Source organism: Streptomyces sp. NEAU-174 (genome assembly GCF_052665095.1).
This window is the reverse complement of the sequence record NZ_JBQTCE010000001.1, coordinates 1,131,556-1,148,584: the sequence shown is the minus strand read 5'-3', so window position 1 is coordinate 1,148,584 and position 17,029 is coordinate 1,131,556. Positions and strand designations below refer to the sequence as shown.

The following is a 17,029-nucleotide window of genomic DNA, read 5'->3' as shown; positions in this document are numbered from 1 at the left end:
GATTTTACCCACGTTGGGTAATCACCATGATCTGTTTCAGTGACGACCGTTGCGATGAGCTAGCCCCCTGGAACCACCCGCGACGAGGGGACGCAATGCTCCCGATGACCAACGACAACCAGCAGCACACCATCGCCCAGCACTGGGCGATGCAATTCACCTCCACGCCCAGGTGCGTCCGCCTCGTCCGGACCCTGGTCGACAAAACCCTGCTGAGCTGGGGCTACGGACGAGAGGACATCGACCGTACGGTCCTGGTCTGTAGCGAGTTGGCGACCAATGCCGTACGGCACGGCCACAGGCGCGGTCACCGCTTCGAAGTCCGCCTGAGCGACGAAGGCGCCACATGCCTGGTCGAGGTCTCCGACGCCCTCAGCCGTCGGTTTCCCCGCCTCATGGAAACCAGCGATGAAGACGAACACGGTCGAGGGCTCCAACTCGTCTCCGCGCTCGCCAAGGAGATGGGACACCGCGCCCGCAACCCCATTGGCAAAACCGTCTGGGCCCGCATGGCTCTCGTCACGCCGGAGGAGGAAACCCGTGCATGAGCTGATCGCCGCTCCATTCCTCGACCATCACCTTCTCGTCCGTCCCGGCAGCACCAAAGCAGCCCGGCTCCCGGCCACCGCGTACCAGGAGTTGGAGACGGCCGTAGCCTCCGGTGCGCCATCACCCGGTTGGCTGGTGGACGTGTCCCGGAAGGTATGGGGTCTAAGCCTCGACAAACGTCTGACGCGCGATACCGTCCTCGTCCGCTCCTCCTCGCCGCACGGCTACGGACGTGCGTCGTACGAGCTGAACCTGGGCTGCAACTACGACTGCGAGCATTGCTACCTAGGTCTCAAGCGGTTCTCGGGGCTCGAATGGTCCGAGCGAGAACGGCTGCTTCAGGTCATCCATGACGCCGGCGTGCTGTGGCTCCAGCTCACCGGCGGCGAACCAATGATCGACAAGCTGTTCCCCGAGACATACCGGCGGGCGCACGAGCTGGGCATGATGGTCGAGATCCTCACCAACGGCTCCCGTCTCGCGACCCCCAAGAGCCTCACCTTGCTCACGGAGCGCCGCCCGAACCGGATCACGCTCAGCCTCTACGGCGCCACAGAGGAGTCTTACGACGGGCTCACCCGGCGCAAGGGTGCGTACCGGATGTTCATGAAGGGCCTGAACGCCGCCCGTAAGGCCGGGCTGCCACTCGATCTGGCGCTGATCATCACACGGCACAACGCCCACGAGCACGACCGGATGCGCGCCTTCGCAGACCAGTACGCCCTGCCGTACCGCGAGTACACCCATATGTCCCCGACCATCTATGGCGGCGCCGAGACACTCGCCTCCCAGGCACTCGACTACCTCACCGACCGTGAACCGTTCCGCGGCTGCAACGCCGGCCACACCTTCTTCCACGTCGATCCACACGGCATGGCGTCCATCTGCAAGGTCGGCCGCGACAACGCGATTCCTTTGCTGGCCGAAGGAGTCGAGGGCCTCAGCCGCCTGGGCGGGATCGCCGATTCCCTGATGCTTCGCACCGGTGGCTGCTCCGGCTGCCAGCTCTCCGGCACCTGCCGGGTATGCAGGCCGCTGGCCAAGGTCTACCAGGAGGCGAAGGCACCACTGCACATCTACTGCCAACACACCGCGAAAGGGAACTGAACCATGACAACGGTGATGGTCGAGATCACGCCGCCCCGCCCCAGAGATGCTGACTTCAAAGAGGACATCGTGATCCTCGACGACGTCGATGCCTTCGCCCGGGCCGCCACTCCTGGCTGCGGCGACGACAACCCCTACAACTGATCACCCGTGGCGGGGCCTTCCGACGTGTTCGTGCGCCGGAAGGCCCCGTGCGCACGTCCCGTCTGGAAGCCTTTCCGTCATGGCCCTGGCCCCCGTCGCCTTCGACGACCTTCCCCGCTCGGTCCGTAGCGCGATTGAGGCCGAGACAGGCACGGTCCTTGAGGCCGAGGCGGTTACCGCCGGCAAGAACAGCGCTCTTTCGACACGCGTCCACACCACCGACGGGACCGTCTTTCTCAAGGGACTGGAGAGCGATCACCGTTGGGCCTGGACCCAGGGACGTGAGGCGGATATCAACCCGTATGTCACGCCCCTGGCGCCTCGCATGCTCTTCCACCTCGTCGTCGAGGGTTGGGACATCCTCGGCTTCGAACTACTCGACGGCCATCACGCCGACTACTCTCCCGGCTCGCCGGACATCCCGAAGGTCGTCCAAGCCCTACGCAGGCTTGACGACATGCCCTGCCCCAACATCGATCTCCGCCAAGCGGAACAGCGCCTGTCCAAGTACGTCACCCACCCTGCCGATGCAGAAGCGTTCGCAGGCGATGCCCTGCTCCACACTGACTGGAACAACCACAACGTCCTCATCACCGATGCCCGAGCCCGCCTTGTCGACTGGGGATGGGCCACCCGAGGAGCCGCCTGGCTCGACCCCGCCTACTGGATCATCTGGCTCATCGCCTCCGGACACAGCCCGGCCCAAGCTGAAGAAATTGGACAACGCATCCCCGCCTGGGCCACAGCGCCTCCCACAGCCGTGGATCTTTTCGCCGACGCGAACGCAGCGCTGTGGAATGAGATCGCGGGGGACTCCGCAGACGTCTGGACAGCGCGTCTACGTTCGGCCGCAATGAAATGGCGGCACCACCGACGTGGGTGACCGTCCGCAGACGTGTCGGCGAGTGCAGGTCCAAACAGGGAAATCGTATGCGTGTCACGCCCAGCTCATAGCCCCCGAGGCAGGAGTCACCACATGCTGAGGCCCCTGCCACGCCCCGGCTACTGGTGCGAATGCTGGACGCGCTCACCAACCACAGGACCCCGCTTAGTGCTGCTCGCCTCCATCGAAACCGACAGCCCGAGCGAGGCCACCGGTTGGGTCCGCGTCACCGTACGGACCATCGCCTCAGCACTCGACCGGGAAACAGCGAACAGTTCTCATGCCCCACCACACACAAGATCCCCCGACACCAGGCCAAAAGCCACTGAGTTACAACCTTCTCTAAGTTTCAAGGCGGCTCGCTCCGCTCCCCGCGCGCGGCGCGGCCGGGCGGCCGCGCCGCGCACAGAGCAGGCAGCCACTTGCCCTCAAAGATTGATGCCTCCGGCGGGGGCGCTCAGGCTCCGGGATGGACGGGGCGCCATACGCGGGTGGCAGTTATTTGTGGCGTGAGCGGGGAGCTCCTATCCCGTCTGCCGTCGAAGGGCGAGCGGTCATCGAGGCCGTTCTCGAATAGCTCGAACCCGAGTCGAACGAAAACCCGGTAGCTGCGAAGCAGTTGCCTAGATGGTTGTAGCCGAGAGTCACAGCCATAGAATCAAAGCGACGATCACTACGAGTACAAGGAAGGGACTTGCTACTGCCTTGCGAAGCTCCCGTTCGCCTTTGCCGGGAAACATGGGGTCATCACCTTCGTCGGTGAACTGAGTCAACGAGCCTGCCTTGCCCGTCAGGATGTCACTCGCATCCCGGACCAGCGCTGCGGCCGCCTTCACATCGCCCGATTCCTTCAGCATCACATCTACCTTGGCCAGCATCTCGGGCGAGGAGACCGCCAGGCGCCGTACATTTTGCTTTGTCTCTTCGTCAATTCCCTCATTGTTAATGATCGTCTGGAAAACGCTACCGTTATTGGTCTGAATATACTGGTCAATCGCCTGAATCCCGGCCATGGTCCCTCCCGCCACATTTCGTGTTGCTCACCAGTGATGGCGCATGTTCCACGCTTAGGCGAAAGGATGATACGCATTCACCTTCGCTCTTGGACTGGCCGAGCGGGCCAGCAAGAATGAGCGCGATCAAAACGGCGGCGACAGCCGAGACGGTGGCGACGCCGACCCGCGCAAACGGATTGAGAGCCTGTCCGATCGTCTTGACCAAGGTGGGCCACTTGTGCGTGACCCATAGGGCGGACGCCACACCGATGACGGCGAAGACGAAGACTCGATCTCGCACAAATGCCCCGACGTACTCGTCAGAAGACAGCTGCACGAGGCGCCCCATGAGCCATTCGAGAGCTGGCAACGCGTAGGGGAAGTAGTCATTGATCAGTCCGACGCCGACCAAGGCTGCCAGGATGGCCAAGACAGCGCCGGACACGTAATAAGCGATCCCAAGCCACCCCCCGCTGTTGGTGGTAGGAAGCTTCACCGCTTGCCGTCGCGGTAGTTGGTCTGCGACACGGTGCCATTGTTCGTTTCGATGAACTGCCCGTTGACGGTGACGCCGCCCGACCGCGTGTTCTGAGGGGAACGGGGAGTGTTAGCGGTGACGCCGTCCGGCTGCGTGTTGCTGGTGGGAGGCAAAGGGTCGGAGACATGGTTGCCGGTGGAACGTGATCGTGTCCACCGAGCGGTGATCACGGCGCCGCCGAGTAAGAACATTCCGCCGATCAAGGCGGTGATTATCTCGATCATGGAGCCCCCTGAGTGCCCGCGAGAAGTCACCAAAATCCTACCCAACAAGAGGAGTTGAGGACCCGAACACTCGACAACGAGGGCAGACAGCAACAACTTCCAGCAGTCATCGGTAGCGGCGCCGCACGAGTCGGCTACGGCGCAGGGCAGGGCAGGCGGTCATATGTAGGCGGCTTCGGCTCCTTTGCGTCTACTTATGGAGCAGCACGCACGGTGCCGATCAACTGTCACAACCGCCTCCCATCAAGCACCGCAGCAAGATAGCGTGACGACCGTCACACCTGGAGGGGGACAGCATGGCGTTCATCTCGAAGAAGAGCCCAGAGCAACAGGCACAGGCCGCCGCAGACAAGGAACGCAAACGGCAGGAGGCCGAAGAGAAGCAGCAGGCCGAGCGACTCGAACGTAACCGACAAGCGTTCCTGGCAACACCAGTGGGTCAGGCACGCCAGTGCTTCGAGCGGGGGGATCTCGTATATCAATGCTCGATCGACGTTATGGGCCAGCAAGCGGTCATCGTCGCGATGGTTGGCAGCATGACCACCCAGCAGACAAAGGATCCTGTAGCGGTCCTCAACGCCGTGTGCCGGGAGGGGTGGGAACTGGTGAACGGTTCATTCGTCTTCGTAGAGCAGGGACAGCAGAGCCGCGACAAGTTCATGTCGTCCGGACAGAACGTCGCGATCAAGGGGGAAACCGTGGGCTACTACCTCTTCAAGCGCTGCGAGGCGAACCGGCGCGAGTTTTGACCGGCAACTGGCAGACAGTGTCGCTGTGCCGGACGGAGAGTTATGGATCAGTAGGATCAACGACGCCAGACGGGGGCGAACACCCACGTCTCTGTCCGACCCTCGCACCAGACGTTGACCGCAGCAGGAGCGGGCCCGGACCGAACTTCTAAAGCGGGGACCACGTGTCCTAGCCTGCCTGCTGACGCCAGCCGTGACGCCAACGGCCGCGTACGCCGACGCCAGCAGCGGACGTCAGCGGACCGCCCAGAGGTCGCCGGTTCGCCCCCGGCTCCAGCCACCGCAGCCCCTACCGGGGCAAAGCCCCCTCTCGGGTCCATCCGGAGGGGGCTTTTTCGTTGGCCGGGGAGGGCTTCGGGGGCATCACGTTGAGCGCGGCAGTGGTGTGTTAGCCGTGGGTTAGCCGATCGGTAGCGGCGGCGAAGAGGGTTGTTTGCAGGACGCGGAACGCACCGTGGACAGCGCACCGCGTCCGCCTACACCTCAACCTCCCTGGGGGGATCCCATGTCGCGCACGACCGTTCTCCGCCGTACCCGCACTGTCGCCGTCGCCTCGCTGATCGCCGCTGCCGCGTTCTCGCTCACGGCCTGTGGAGGCGGCGAATCCGACAGCGACGCCAAGGGGGGCTCGGCCTCGGCGGCCGCGAGCGGCACGTCGGGGGGCTCCGGGGGCTCCGGGGGTTCCAGCGGCGGCTCGGGTGAGGGCATCGGCGCCGAGGCGGGCAGCGCCTCGGGGGGTTCCTCGTCGGCGAGCCGCTGCACCACCGGCCACCTGGAGGCCGCGTGGTCCAACTTCGAGGGCGGTCCGGACATGACCTACGACAGGCAGCAGACCGCCCGGGTGGTGCTGAAGAACACCGGCAGCAGCGACTGCACCATGGTCGGCTTCCCCGGCGTCCAGCTCCAGACCGAGCACGGCGAGACCTGGGATCTGCGGCGCACCGACGACAAGCCGAAGCCGGTCCGGGTGAAGGCCGGCGGGCGGGTCACCTTCGACATCACCTTCCTGGCGTCGACCCGCGACGACGACAAGAAGTTCGCGCCGGACCAGGTCGTGATCACCCCGCCGAACGACCGCAGGAACATCTCGCTGGACTGGCCGTACGGCGGCGCGCTGCTGGACCAGTCGGGCGCCACCCACCCGGGGACCTTCGTCGGCCCGGTCAGCACGCCGGAGTGAGCCGGTCACTTTTGCCCCTACCAGAGCACAGCCCCCTCCCGGTGCGTCCGGAGGGGGCTTCTTCATTGCCTGCCACGCCCACGGGGGCGCTCTTGTCCCGCATGAACGATCAGACGTTGGCGCAGATCGCGAAGACGCTGATGCCCACGTTGTCGGCGGAGGTCTGGCGGCCCAGCCCGATCCAGCCCCGTGCGTCATCGGTGGGGAAGCTGCCGACGAGGATGGCGGTATTGCCCCGGGCCTCGGCACCGCCGCCGATGACCTTCTTCCCCTTCGGGCAGTACACCGTGCGCCGCTGGAAGTTCGGGACGTTCTCATTGGGCAGGGTGACCACCTCGTAGCCGGGCACGCCCTCGTCGTGGCGGGGGGCTCCGTGGGAAGCGGCCGCCTCCGAGCTCTGGGGACCGGTCGACTCGGAGGTGTGGGAGCCGGTTGTTGGCTCGGAGCTGTGTGAGCCGGTCGCCTCGGTGCTGGCGGAGTCGGTCGCCTCGGAGCCCGGGTACTTGGCCCCCTCGGAGTCTTGGGCCATGGTCGCCTCGGAGCCCTGGGCCATGGTCGCCTCGGCGCTGTAAGAACCGGTCGTCTGGTCGTCGCCGTCCTGTGTCGCCGACGCGACGCCTGGCGTCAGCGCCATGGTCAATGCCGCGGCAGCGATGGCGAGCCTTCCACGCATGTGTGTCTTCCCTTCGTCACGGGCCCCTGGGCGGGACCGACACCGTGAAGGCGTGACCAGGCGAGGCGGCGAGTAAGGCGTGAAAGTATGCAAATCCCACGAACGTGGGGCGCGTGAGAGGCGTACGGGTGCAGCTCTCCTGAGTGGCGGAAAACCGCCGGTTCGCGTCCTGTCCCGGTGAGCGGAACGCCGCCATTCCCGCCATGAGAACCAGCGGCGAACAATCCCCCAACACACCCGAGCCGCAGGCCTTGATCCCATTCGAAGCGGCCATTGGAGAGCCAATATGGCAGACGTGAAGGGCGCCCCGCGCGAAGTACGCAAGGCAGCGATCGCAAGTTTGTTCGGTAGCGCATTGGAGTGGTACGACTTCTTCCTCTACGGCACGGCCGCCGCGCTCGTCTTCAACTCCCTCTTCTTCCCGACCTTCGATCCGCTGGTGGGAACGATCGCCGCCTTCGGCACCAACGCGGTGGGGTTCCTCGCCCGGCCGCTCGGCGGCATCGTCTTCGGGCACTTCGGTGACCGGATCGGCCGTAAGTCGATGCTGGTGACCACCCTGGTGATCATGGGCGTCGCGACCTGTCTGATCGGTCTGCTGCCCACCTACGCCACCATCGGGGTCTGGGCTCCGGTGCTGCTGATAGCGCTGCGGATCGTGCAGGGCATCGCCGTCGGCGGCGAGTGGGGCGGCGGGGTGCTGATCGTCAGCGAACACGCGCCGAGCCACCGGCGTGGCTTCTACTCTGCCTGGAGCCAGACCGGTGTGGGGCTCGGGTTCGTCCTCTCCGCCTCCGCCTACGCGCTCGCCCAGGCGGTGACCACCAAGGAGTCCTTCCTCGCCTGGGGTTGGCGGATTCCGTTCGTGGTCGGCATCCTGCTCACGGCCGTCGGGCTGCTGATCCGGCTCCGGATCATGGAGACGCCCGCGTTCCGGGAGAAGGAGTCGGAGCCGGGGTCGGGGCCGGGGCCGGGGGCGGGGCCGGAGAAGTCCCGTCCGCCGCTCATCGACGTCATCCGCACCCACCCCAAGTCGATTCTGATCGCCTTCGGGGCGCGGGTCGCCGAAACCGGTGCGAGCTATCTCTTCCTCACCTTCAGCCTCTCCTACGCGGCCGAGGTCGGGGTCGGCAAGGGGGTGGTGCTGGCCGCGCTCGTGGTGGGGATGCTGTTCGAGTCGTTCGCGATGCCGATGTTCGGGGCGCTCTCCGACCGCATCGGGCGCCGGCCGGTGTATATCGGGGGCGCGATCGCGGTGATCGTCTGGGCCTTTCCGTTCTTCGCGATGTTCGACTCGGGCAATCCGGTGCTCATCTTCGTGGCGATCTTCGTGGCGGTCGTGATCGGCCATGGGGCGATGATCGGTACCCAGCCGGCGTTCTTCACCGAGCTCTTCGCCAGTCGGGTGGCCTACAGCGGGCTGGCCCTGGGGCATGAGCTGGCGTCGATGATCGTCGGCGGGTTCTCCCCCATCGTCGCCACCGCGCTGCTCGCGTGGGCGGGCGCGTCCTGGCCGATCGCGCTGTTCCTGATCGGCATGGGCGCGGTCACGGTCTTCGCCGTGGCGGCCGCGCCCGAGACCAACCCGGCCGTCCGCAAGGGCGGCAAGGGGCGGGAGGGGTCGGAGGCGTCGGAGGAGACGGAGGAATCGGAGGAGTCGGAGGTGACGTTGGAGGCCGAGGTGAAATCCCGGATCGTCTGACGGGCCCGTCCGCCTCGTTCCCGTATCGCTGCCTGGGTGCGCCGCACCCAGGCGGCGTGCGTCCTGGTTGGTCCCCTCTGAGCTGCGCAGACTCGGGGTCGAGAGTCGAGTCGAGAGCGGGACGAGGAACGGAGCACCCATGTCTGGACGTCTGCACGGCAAAGTCGCCCTGATCACCGGAGCGACGGGAGGGATCGGCGCGGCGACCGCCGAACTCTTCGCGCGGGAGGGAGCACGGCTGCTCCTCACCGATGTGGCCCCGGAGCCCCTGAAGGCTCTGGAGGAACGGATCGAGGTACGGGTCGAGGAGCGGATCGAGGGGCGCGGCGGCAGCGAGGTGGCCTCGGCCGTTCTCGACGTCTCCTCGGCGGAGGCGTGGGGCGATGTGATCGCCACCGTACGGGAGCGCTTCGGCCGCCTGGACGTGCTGGTCAACATCGCCGGGATCCTGGACTGGCCGGGCATCGAGGGCACCGATGAGGCGTCCTGGGACCGCGTGATCGAGGTGAACCAGAAGGGCACCTGGCTGGGGATGAAGGCGGCCATGCCGCTGCTGCGCGCGAGCGGCAGGGGGTCGGTGATCAACACATCCTCGGTGCTGGGGCTGGTGGGCAGCGGTGCGGCGGCCGCGTACCAGGCGTCGAAGGGCGCGGTCCGGCTGCTGTCGAAGACTGCGGCGGTCGAGTACGCGCGCGACAACGTCCGGGTCAACTCAGTGCATCCGGGGGTGATCGCCACTCCGATGATCCAGGACCTCCTGGACGAGCAGGGCGACCGGCAGCCGGACATCGTGCGGACGCCGATGGCCCGCGCGGGACGGGCGGGCGAGATCGCACCGGCGATGCTCTTCCTCGCGAGCGACGAGTCGTCTTTCGTCACCGGTTCGGAGCTTGTGGTCGACGGTGGGCTCACCGCGCACTGACGATCGCGGCGTCTCGTGCGGCCGTCGCGTTCGTACGGCCGCGGCATCTCGTACGGTCGCCGCGTCTCGTACCACCGCCGCGTCTCGTACGACGGAATTGTCCGTTCCCGCCGTACGCTGGGCGGATGACGCGGCTGATCGTGGCGGGCGGAGGAGGCGGGGACGCCGTGGCCGCCGCGGTGCTCGACCGGGCTCTGTACGGGCGCGGGACGGGCGATGACCAGGCGGTGGTCCTGACGTACGCCTGGGACCGGCTGCTCGTCGACCCCGTCCCCGGGCCCCGGGCGGCGGCCGACTTCACCGGTCTGCGGGCGCTGACGCCGAGCGTGTACGCCGTGCCCGAGGACGCGAAGCCCGTGGCGCCGGCCGGGTCCACACTGCCCCGTCTGGCCGCCGAGCTGCCGCACACCTTCGCCCTGCTCGACCCCCACCACGGGGTGGAGGGCATGGTCCGGCAGTTGGAGGAGCTGATCGAGCATCTGGCCCCGGCGTCCATCGACCTGCTGGACGTGGGCGGCGACATCCTCGCGCACGGCGATGAGCCGACGCTGCGGAGCCCGCTCGGGGACGCGCTGTCGCTCGCCGCGTGTGCGCAGGTGAACGCCGAGATCCGGCTGCTGGTCGCCGGGCCCGGGCTGGACGGGGAGATTCCGGTGGAGGCGCTGCACGAGCGGCTGGAGCGGGTGGTCCATACGCTGACTGCCTACGATGTCGCGCCCATCGGGCCCGTCATGGAGTGGCATCCGTCGGAGGCCACCGGCATGCTCACGGCTGCGGCGCGGGGGGTACGCGGGCTGTGCGAGGTGCGGGACGCGGGGCTCACCATTCCCCTGACGGACGGCGGGGCCGTGATCCATGAGGCGGATCTCGACACCGCGTTCCGGCGGAACCGGCTGGCCGGGGCCATCGCCGATACGACCGGACTCGCCGAGGCCGAGCGGCACTGCCGGGAGATCTGCGGCTACTCGGAGATCGACTACGAACGGGAGAAGGCCGCGCGATTCGGGGCGGTGCCCGAGGGTCCGTTCCAGCCCAGGGCCGTACTCGCCGGGGTTGCCCGCTTCGCGGAGGAGGCCCGCGCTCGCGGGGTCAGCCACACTACGTTCCGCCGTCTTACGGAGGTCCTCGGGCTGAGCGGGGTTCAGCGCGCGGATCTGCGGGCCCTGCTGATCGGGACTCAGCCCGAGCGGTACGACGCTCCGCTGTGGCGGCTGTGATCCCCCGGATGGGGTATAGTTGATCTCGCAACGCCGCCCCGGAGGGCGGGAGTTGATGCGTCGGTCGTCTAAGGAAAGATACTCGTCTCCAAACGAGGGATGTAGGTGCAAGGCCTGCTCGGCGCTCTGTAGAGAAGTCCCTCCCCTGATTGTGGGGGAGGGACTTTTTCGTTGTGCGCGTGTGTCCGTGGGCCCGTGGGCCGGCGGGTGTCTTTCCCCTCCCCGCCCCTTCCCGATACCAGGGGCTTCGCCCCTGGACCCCGAGGCCTGGGGCAGACCCCTGTCACGCGGCGGAGCCGCATACCGATGCCACGGGAAGGCTCCGCCCCCCAGCCCGGGGCCCGGCGGGGGCGGAGCCCCGGACGGGGGGCTGGGGCCACACCGCTGGCGCCGGGGGCTGAGCCAGAACCCCGGGCCGGGGGCTGGGCCACAGCTCCGGACGGGAAGCAGGGCCAGAGCCCCGTCCCGGGGGTTGAGGCGAACCCCGGACAGAGGCCAGGCCAGAACCCCGGCCCGGGGCTGGGGCAGAGCCCCAGACAGGGGGCTGGGGCCACACCCCCAGCCCGGAGGCCGAGCCAGAACCCCAGCCCCGAGGCTAAGGCCGAACCCCAGCCCGGAGGCCGGGCCACACCCCCGGTCCGGGGGCTGGGGCGGAGCCCCGGTTTTGGGGAGGGGCGGGGAGGGGGACAGCCCGCCGCAAGCGGCGCCAACCGTCGGGCGGTCCCTCACCTCCCTCAGCACCGCGTCGGTGTCGCCCTCGGTGGGCGGCCACCCGGGTGGCGGTGGCGCCAGGTCCAGAAGACCACGGCGGAGAGCAGACACCAGGCCACCAGCACCAGGAACGGAAAGGCGTGCTGGTGGGCGCGGAAGTAGATCGCGGTGTGCTGGGCGTTGACCGAGGCGCCCGGCGGGAGCCAGCGGCCGACGGCGCCGAGGAGGGAGGGGAGCAGGGGCCAGGAGACGGCGCCGCCGGAGGAAGGGTTGCCGAGGAGCACCATCAGGCCCCAGGTGGGGATGAGCGCCCAGCGCCCGAAGAGGACGTTGAACATGGAGAACACCAGCCCCGAGGTGAACATCGTCAGCGCCAGGATCGCCCAGGACTCCGGGAAGGGGAGCCGGAGCGCGCCCAGCCCCTGGTCGACGATCACCGCGATGGTGAACCCGCCGAGCAGGGCGTACGCGATCATGAAGGCGATCCGCTCGGCCGGGTTGAGCTCGGCGGCGTTCACGCTGAGCTGGATGGCGCCGAGGAAGCCGATGATCGTGGCGGCCAGGGAGATGTAGAAGACCGCGAGGCCGCGCGGATCGCCGGGTTGCAGCGGTTTCACGTCCTTGACCGTGACCGGCACCCCGGAGACCCGGCCGACCTTGCCCGCGGCCTGGCCGAGCACCTGGGCGACGGTCGCCCCGGCCGCGCTCGCGACGTCCATCCGTACGCCGCGGCCGCGCACCTGGAGGACCGCGAAGACCCGCTGCTCCTCCAGGGACCAGCGGGCCTTGGCGTAGCTGGGGTAGGGATGCAGCCGTAGGGAGGCGTTGAGGGCCTGCTCCATCCCGGCGAGGAACCGGTTCAGCTGGGCGGCGCCGTGGTCGGGGGTCACGACGGCGGTGGGGACGTTCCGGGGGGTGGGGTTCGCGAAGGCGTAGGTGTACGAGCCCGCGAAGAGCCCGGCCCCCGCGGAGATGATCAGCACGATGACGGTCGCGGGGAAGAAGGGGGACCGCTTGAAGGCCGCCCACCCCCATCGCGGTGATCCGCGTTCGGGCTCGGGGTCGGGCTCGGGCTCGGGCTCGGGCTCGGGCTCGGGGTCGGGGTCGGGGTCGGGCTCGGGCTCGGGGTGCTGCGCCTGGTCATCGGCCATGAGATCACGCTAAAGCGACGAGCCCATACATATCGCACATATCGCGCAACGCGGCGCGGGCGGAAATGGTTCGCCAGCCGTTTTCCGGAGGTGAGATCCTGGGGTCCGTATGTCCACCACGCCTGCCCCCGCCCTGCCCGCCCTGCTGGAGCGGCTGCCCGAGCTGATGCTGCGCGACCAGCAGCGGCTGGGACGCCGGCTCGACGGTGCGCGCCGGATCCGTAAACCCGAGGCCCGTGCGGCCGTGCTCGGCGAGATCGCCGAGGAGATGACGCGTGCCGAGCTGCGGGTCGCGGACCGCCGCGCCGCGGTGCCGGCCATCACCTATCCGGAAGAGCTGCCGGTCAGCCAGAAGAAGGACGCGATCCTCGAGGCCGTCCGGGATCACCAGGTGGTGATCGTCGCGGGTGAGACCGGCTCCGGGAAGACCACCCAGATTCCGAAGATCTGTCTGGAGCTGGGGCGCGGCGTCAAGGGCCTCATCGGCCATACGCAGCCACGCCGGATCGCGGCCCGCACCGTGGCCGAGCGCATCGCCGAGGAGATGCGCTCGCCGCTCGGCGAGTCCGTCGGCTGGAAGGTCCGCTTCACCGACCAGGTGGGCAAGGACACCCACGTCAAGCTGATGACCGACGGCATTCTGCTCGCCGAGATCCAGACCGACCGCGAGCTGCGCCAGTACGACACGATCATCATCGACGAGGCCCATGAGCGCAGCCTCAACATCGACTTCCTGCTCGGCTATCTGGCCCAGCTGCTGCCCCGCCGCCCCGACCTCAAGGTCGTGATCACCTCCGCCACCATCGACCCCGAGCGCTTCTCCCGCCATTTCGGCGACGCGCCGATCGTCGAGGTCAGCGGGCGTACCTATCCGGTCGAGGTGCGCTACCGCCCGCTGCTCGAGGAGGGCGGCGAGGACAGCGACCGCGACCAGATCACCGCGATCTGCGACGCGGTCGACGAGCTCCAGGCCGAGGGCCCCGGCGACATCCTGGTCTTCCTCTCCGGCGAGCGGGAGATCCGGGACACGGCCGACGCGCTGAACAAGAAGCAGCTGAGATCCACCGAGGTGCTGCCGCTGTACGCGCGGCTGTCGCACGCCGAGCAGCACCGGGTCTTCCAGAGACACACCGGCCGCCGGATCGTGCTGGCGACGAACGTGGCGGAGACCTCGCTGACCGTCCCCGGCATCCGCTATGTGATCGACCCGGGCACCGCCCGGATCTCCCGCTACAGCCATCGCACCAAGGTCCAGCGGCTGCCCATCGAGCCGATCTCGCAGGCCAGCGCCAATCAGCGCAAGGGCCGCTGCGGCCGGACCAGCGACGGCATCTGTATCCGGCTGTACTCCGAGGACGACTTCGTCACCCGCCCGGAGTTCACCGACGCCGAGATCCTGCGGACCAACCTGGCCTCCGTCATCCTCCAGATGACCGCCGCCGGCCTCGGCGACATCGAGAAGTTCCCCTTCATCGACCCGCCGGACCGCCGCAACATCAAGGACGGCGTCCAGCTCCTGGAGGAGCTGCACGCCCTGGACAGCAAGCAGAAGGACCCGCGCAAGCGGCTCACCCAGGTCGGCCGGAAGCTGGCCCAGCTGCCGGTGGACCCGCGGCTGGCCCGGATGGTGCTGGAGGCGGATCGCAACGGCTGTGTCCGCGAGGTCATGGTGATCGCGGCGGCGCTGTCCATCCAGGACCCGCGCGAGCGCCCCTCGGACAAGCAGCAGCAGGCGGACCAGCAGCACGCCCGCTTCAAGGACGAGTCCAGCGACTTCCTGGCCTTCCTCAATCTGTGGAAGTACGTCCGGGAGCGGCAGAAGGAGCTGTCCTCCTCCGCCTTCCGCCGGATGTGCCGCAATGAGTACCTCAACTACCTGCGCATACGCGAATGGCAGGACATCTACAGCCAGCTGCGCACGGTGGCCAAGACCATGGACATCCACATGTCCGAGCAGGACGCGGCGCCCGACCACATCCACACCTCGCTGCTGGCGGGGCTGCTCTCCCATGTGGGCCTGAAGGACACCGAGAAGAACGAGTACGTGGGCGCGCGCAGCGCCAAGTTCGCGGTCTTCCCCGGCTCGGCGCTGTTCAAGAAGCCGCCGCGCTGGGTGATGTCGGCGGAGCTGGTGGAGACGTCCAGGCTGTGGGCGCGGGTCAACGCGAAGATCGAGCCCGAGTGGATCGAGCCGCTCGCCCAGCACCTGGTCAAGCGCACCTACAGCGAGCCGCATTGGGAGCAGAAACAGGCCGCGGTGATGGCGTATGAGCGGGTGACGCTCTACGGGGTGCCGATCGTCGCCCAGCGGAAGGTCAACTACGGCCGGATCGACCCCGAGACCAGCCGCGACCTGTTCATCCGGAACGCCCTGGTGGAGGGCGACTGGCGCACCCACCACCAGTTCTTCCACGACAACCGCAAGCTGCTGGGCGAGGTCGAGGAGCTGGAGCACCGCGCCCGGCGCCGCGACATCCTCGTGGACGACGAGACGCTCTTCGACTTCTACGACCAGCGGATCCCCGAGCATGTGGTCTCCGGCGCCCACTTCGACTCCTGGTGGAAGCACAAGCGGCGCGAGGAGCCGGAGCTTCTCAACTTCGAGAAGTCGATGCTCATCAACGAGCGGGCGCAGGGCGTCACCAAGGACGCGTATCCGGACTCCTGGCGCCAGGGGAAGCTCAAGTTCAAGGTGACCTACCAGTTCGAGCCGGGGGCGGACGCGGACGGGGTGACCGTCCACATCCCGCTCCAGGTGCTCAACCAGGTCACTGCGGACGGCTTCGACTGGCAGATCCCGGGGCTGCGCGAGGATCTGGTCACCGAGCTGATCCGCTCGCTGCCCAAGCCGGTCCGCCGGCACTACGTCCCGGCGCCCAACTACGCCAGGCGCTTCCTGGAAAGCGCTGTCCCCCTCCAGGAGCCGCTGACGACCGCGCTGGGGCGGGAGCTCCAGCGGATGGTGGGCGTGCGGATCGAGCCGGAGGACTGGGACCTGGCGAAGGTCCCCGACCATCTGAAGATCACCTTCCGGGTGGTGGACGAGCGGCGCCGCAAGCTGGCCGAGGACAAGGACCTGGAGACGCTGCGGCAGCGGCTGCGGCCCAAGACGCGGGCCGCGATCTCCAAGGCGTTCGAGTCCTCCAAGGAGGCCGTGGGGATCGAGCAGCGCGGCGGGCTGACCCGGTGGACGGTCGGCACGCTGCCGCGCACCTTCGAGACGCGCCGCGGCGGCCAGCCGGTCAAGGCGTATCCGGCGCTCGTCGACGAGGGCGCGTCGGTGGCCGTACGGCTCTTCGACACCGAGGCCGAGCAGCGGGAGGCGATGTGGCGGGGGACGCGCCGGCTGATCCTGCTCCAGCTCCCGTCCAACCCGGCCAAGTTCGTCCAGGGCAAGCTCTCCAACCAGGCCAAGCTGGCGCTCTCCAGCAGCCCGCACGGCAGTGTGCAGGCGCTGTTCGACGACTGCGTGGCCGCGGCGGCGGACCGGCTGATCGCGGCCCGTGGCGGCCCGGCCTGGGACGAGGAATCGTTCGGCAAGCTCTTCGACGCCGTCCGCAGCGACATCATGGACGCCACGCTGGAGACCGTGCGCAAGGTCCAGGAGGTGCTGGCGGCCTGGCAGTCGTGCGAGCGGCGGCTGAAGGCCACCAGGAGCCCGGTACTGCTGCCGTCGCTCACGGACATCAGGGAGCAGCTCTCGGAGCTCATCACGCCGGGTTTCGTGACCGCCCACGGCGTACGGCGGCTTCCGGACCTCATGCGCTATCTGGTGGCCGTGGACCGGCGGCTCCAGCAGCTTCCGGGCAACGCCGAGCGGGACCGCGCCCGGATGGCGAAGGTGCGGGAGATGCGGGACGAGTACGCGTGGCTGCTGGAGCAGTTCCGGCCGGGGCGCCCGGTGCCCCAGGAGGCGCTGGAGATCCGCTGGATGATCGAGGAGCTGCGGGTCAGCTACTTCGCGCACGCCCTCGGTACGGCCTATCCGGTGTCCGACAAGCGCATCGTGAAGGCCATCGACGCGGCGGCACCGTAAGGGTGCCGCGGGGCTCCGGCGGCCCGCCGGGGCCCCGCCGGGCGCGAGTTCGACCGCACCCCCTGACCTGCTGTAGAGTCTGCATCGCAGCGCACGGCGGCGGAGCCGCAAGCGTCACTGTTGGTCCTGTGGAGCAGTTTGGAGTGCTCGCCACCCTGTCAAGGTGGAGGCCGCGGGTTCAAATCCCGTCAGGACCGCTTACCCGGAAGGCCCGGATCCCATCATGGATCCGGGCCTTCCGCGTCTTG

General features: G+C 68.1%; 15 protein-coding genes and 1 tRNA gene. 11 read left to right on the top strand and 5 right to left on the bottom strand.

Going from position 1 to position 17,029, the window contains the following annotated elements; genetic code table 11:
• The first annotated feature begins 104 nt into the window (after positions 1-104).
• The 4 genes from ACT2CW_RS05015 (at position 105) to ACT2CW_RS05000 (ending at position 2,683) form a co-directional block, all read left to right on the top strand.
• Entirely contained in the window at positions 105-548 is a 444-nt protein-coding gene (locus ACT2CW_RS05015; RefSeq protein ID WP_445515616.1) for an ATP-binding protein, read from the top strand.
• Positions 541-1,656: a radical SAM protein gene (locus ACT2CW_RS05010; protein ID WP_445515615.1), complete on the top strand. Its 1,116-nt coding sequence runs from the start codon at positions 541-543 to the stop codon at positions 1,654-1,656. The genes ACT2CW_RS05015 and ACT2CW_RS05010 overlap by 8 nt, the downstream gene beginning before the upstream one ends.
• 3 nt (positions 1,657-1,659) lie before the next feature.
• The gene (locus ACT2CW_RS05005) at positions 1,660-1,800 is read left to right on the top strand and encodes a hypothetical protein (protein WP_275557644.1); all 141 of its coding nucleotides are present in this window, start codon (positions 1,660-1,662) and stop codon (positions 1,798-1,800) included.
• Positions 1,801-1,879: 79 nt separating this feature from the next.
• Complete coding sequence (locus ACT2CW_RS05000) at positions 1,880-2,683, top strand: aminoglycoside phosphotransferase (RefSeq protein WP_445515614.1); 804 nt, start codon at positions 1,880-1,882, stop codon at positions 2,681-2,683.
• 644 nt (positions 2,684-3,327) lie between these two features.
• Here ACT2CW_RS05000 and ACT2CW_RS04995 read toward each other — a convergent pair.
• From ACT2CW_RS04995 to ACT2CW_RS04985, 3 genes are all read right to left on the bottom strand, one after another.
• Complete coding sequence (locus ACT2CW_RS04995) at positions 3,328-3,696, bottom strand: hypothetical protein (RefSeq protein ID WP_164432604.1); 369 nt, start codon at positions 3,694-3,696, stop codon at positions 3,328-3,330.
• Positions 3,674-4,090, bottom strand: a complete 417-nt coding sequence (locus tag ACT2CW_RS04990; protein ID WP_445515613.1) for a hypothetical protein — start codon at positions 4,088-4,090, stop codon at positions 3,674-3,676. The genes ACT2CW_RS04995 and ACT2CW_RS04990 overlap by 23 nt, the downstream gene beginning before the upstream one ends.
• An 80-nt stretch (positions 4,091-4,170) precedes the next feature.
• Positions 4,171-4,440 carry a hypothetical protein gene (locus tag ACT2CW_RS04985; RefSeq protein WP_445515612.1) on the bottom strand — a complete coding sequence of 90 codons (270 nt, stop codon included), beginning with the start codon at positions 4,438-4,440 and terminating at the stop codon, positions 4,171-4,173.
• Between the two features lie 296 nt (positions 4,441-4,736).
• Between ACT2CW_RS04985 and ACT2CW_RS04980 the strand changes: the two genes are divergently transcribed.
• Both ACT2CW_RS04980 and ACT2CW_RS04975 read left to right on the top strand, forming a co-directional pair.
• Complete coding sequence (locus ACT2CW_RS04980) at positions 4,737-5,189, top strand: hypothetical protein (RefSeq protein WP_445515611.1); 453 nt, start codon at positions 4,737-4,739, stop codon at positions 5,187-5,189.
• Between the two features lie 505 nt (positions 5,190-5,694).
• A complete protein-coding gene (locus ACT2CW_RS04975; RefSeq protein WP_445515610.1) occupies positions 5,695-6,369 on the top strand; it encodes a DUF4232 domain-containing protein in 675 nt (224 codons plus the stop codon).
• A gap of 109 nt (positions 6,370-6,478) precedes the next feature.
• Here ACT2CW_RS04975 and ACT2CW_RS04970 read toward each other — a convergent pair whose 3' ends face one another.
• The gene (locus ACT2CW_RS04970) at positions 6,479-7,042 is read right to left on the bottom strand and encodes a hypothetical protein (RefSeq protein WP_233361990.1); all 564 of its coding nucleotides are present in this window, start codon (positions 7,040-7,042) and stop codon (positions 6,479-6,481) included.
• 286 nt (positions 7,043-7,328) lie between these two features.
• Here ACT2CW_RS04970 and ACT2CW_RS04965 point away from each other — a divergent pair, with 286 nt between their 5' ends.
• The 3 genes from ACT2CW_RS04965 to ACT2CW_RS04955 all read left to right on the top strand — a co-directional run bounded on the left by ACT2CW_RS04965 (position 7,329) and on the right by ACT2CW_RS04955 (position 10,883).
• Complete coding sequence (locus tag ACT2CW_RS04965; protein WP_445515609.1) at positions 7,329-8,744, top strand: MFS transporter; 1,416 nt, start codon at positions 7,329-7,331, stop codon at positions 8,742-8,744.
• A 139-nt stretch (positions 8,745-8,883) separates the two neighbouring features.
• Positions 8,884-9,666 (top strand): SDR family NAD(P)-dependent oxidoreductase, encoded by a 783-nt coding sequence (locus ACT2CW_RS04960; RefSeq protein WP_445515608.1) that lies wholly within the window; start codon positions 8,884-8,886, stop codon positions 9,664-9,666.
• Between the two features lie 125 nt (positions 9,667-9,791).
• Positions 9,792-10,883, top strand: a complete 1,092-nt coding sequence (locus ACT2CW_RS04955) for a DUF1152 domain-containing protein (RefSeq protein ID WP_445515607.1) — start codon at positions 9,792-9,794, stop codon at positions 10,881-10,883.
• 734 nt (positions 10,884-11,617) lie between these two features.
• On the opposite strand, the gene ACT2CW_RS04950 is transcribed toward ACT2CW_RS04955, so the two are convergent.
• Positions 11,618-12,745 carry an ABC transporter permease gene (locus tag ACT2CW_RS04950; RefSeq protein WP_445515606.1) on the bottom strand — a complete coding sequence of 376 codons (1,128 nt, stop codon included), beginning with the start codon at positions 12,743-12,745 and terminating at the stop codon, positions 11,618-11,620.
• A 109-nt stretch (positions 12,746-12,854) separates the two neighbouring features.
• On the opposite strand from ACT2CW_RS04950, the gene hrpA reads away from it, so the two are divergent.
• Together hrpA and ACT2CW_RS04940 are read left to right on the top strand one after the other, a co-directional pair.
• The gene (gene hrpA, locus ACT2CW_RS04945; protein ID WP_445515605.1) at positions 12,855-16,781 is read left to right on the top strand and encodes an ATP-dependent RNA helicase HrpA; all 3,927 of its coding nucleotides are present in this window, start codon (positions 12,855-12,857) and stop codon (positions 16,779-16,781) included.
• Positions 16,782-16,903: 122 nt separating this feature from the next.
• Positions 16,904-16,978: transfer RNA gene (locus ACT2CW_RS04940), tRNA-Asp, on the top strand.
• The last annotated feature ends 51 nt before the right edge of the window (positions 16,979-17,029 follow it).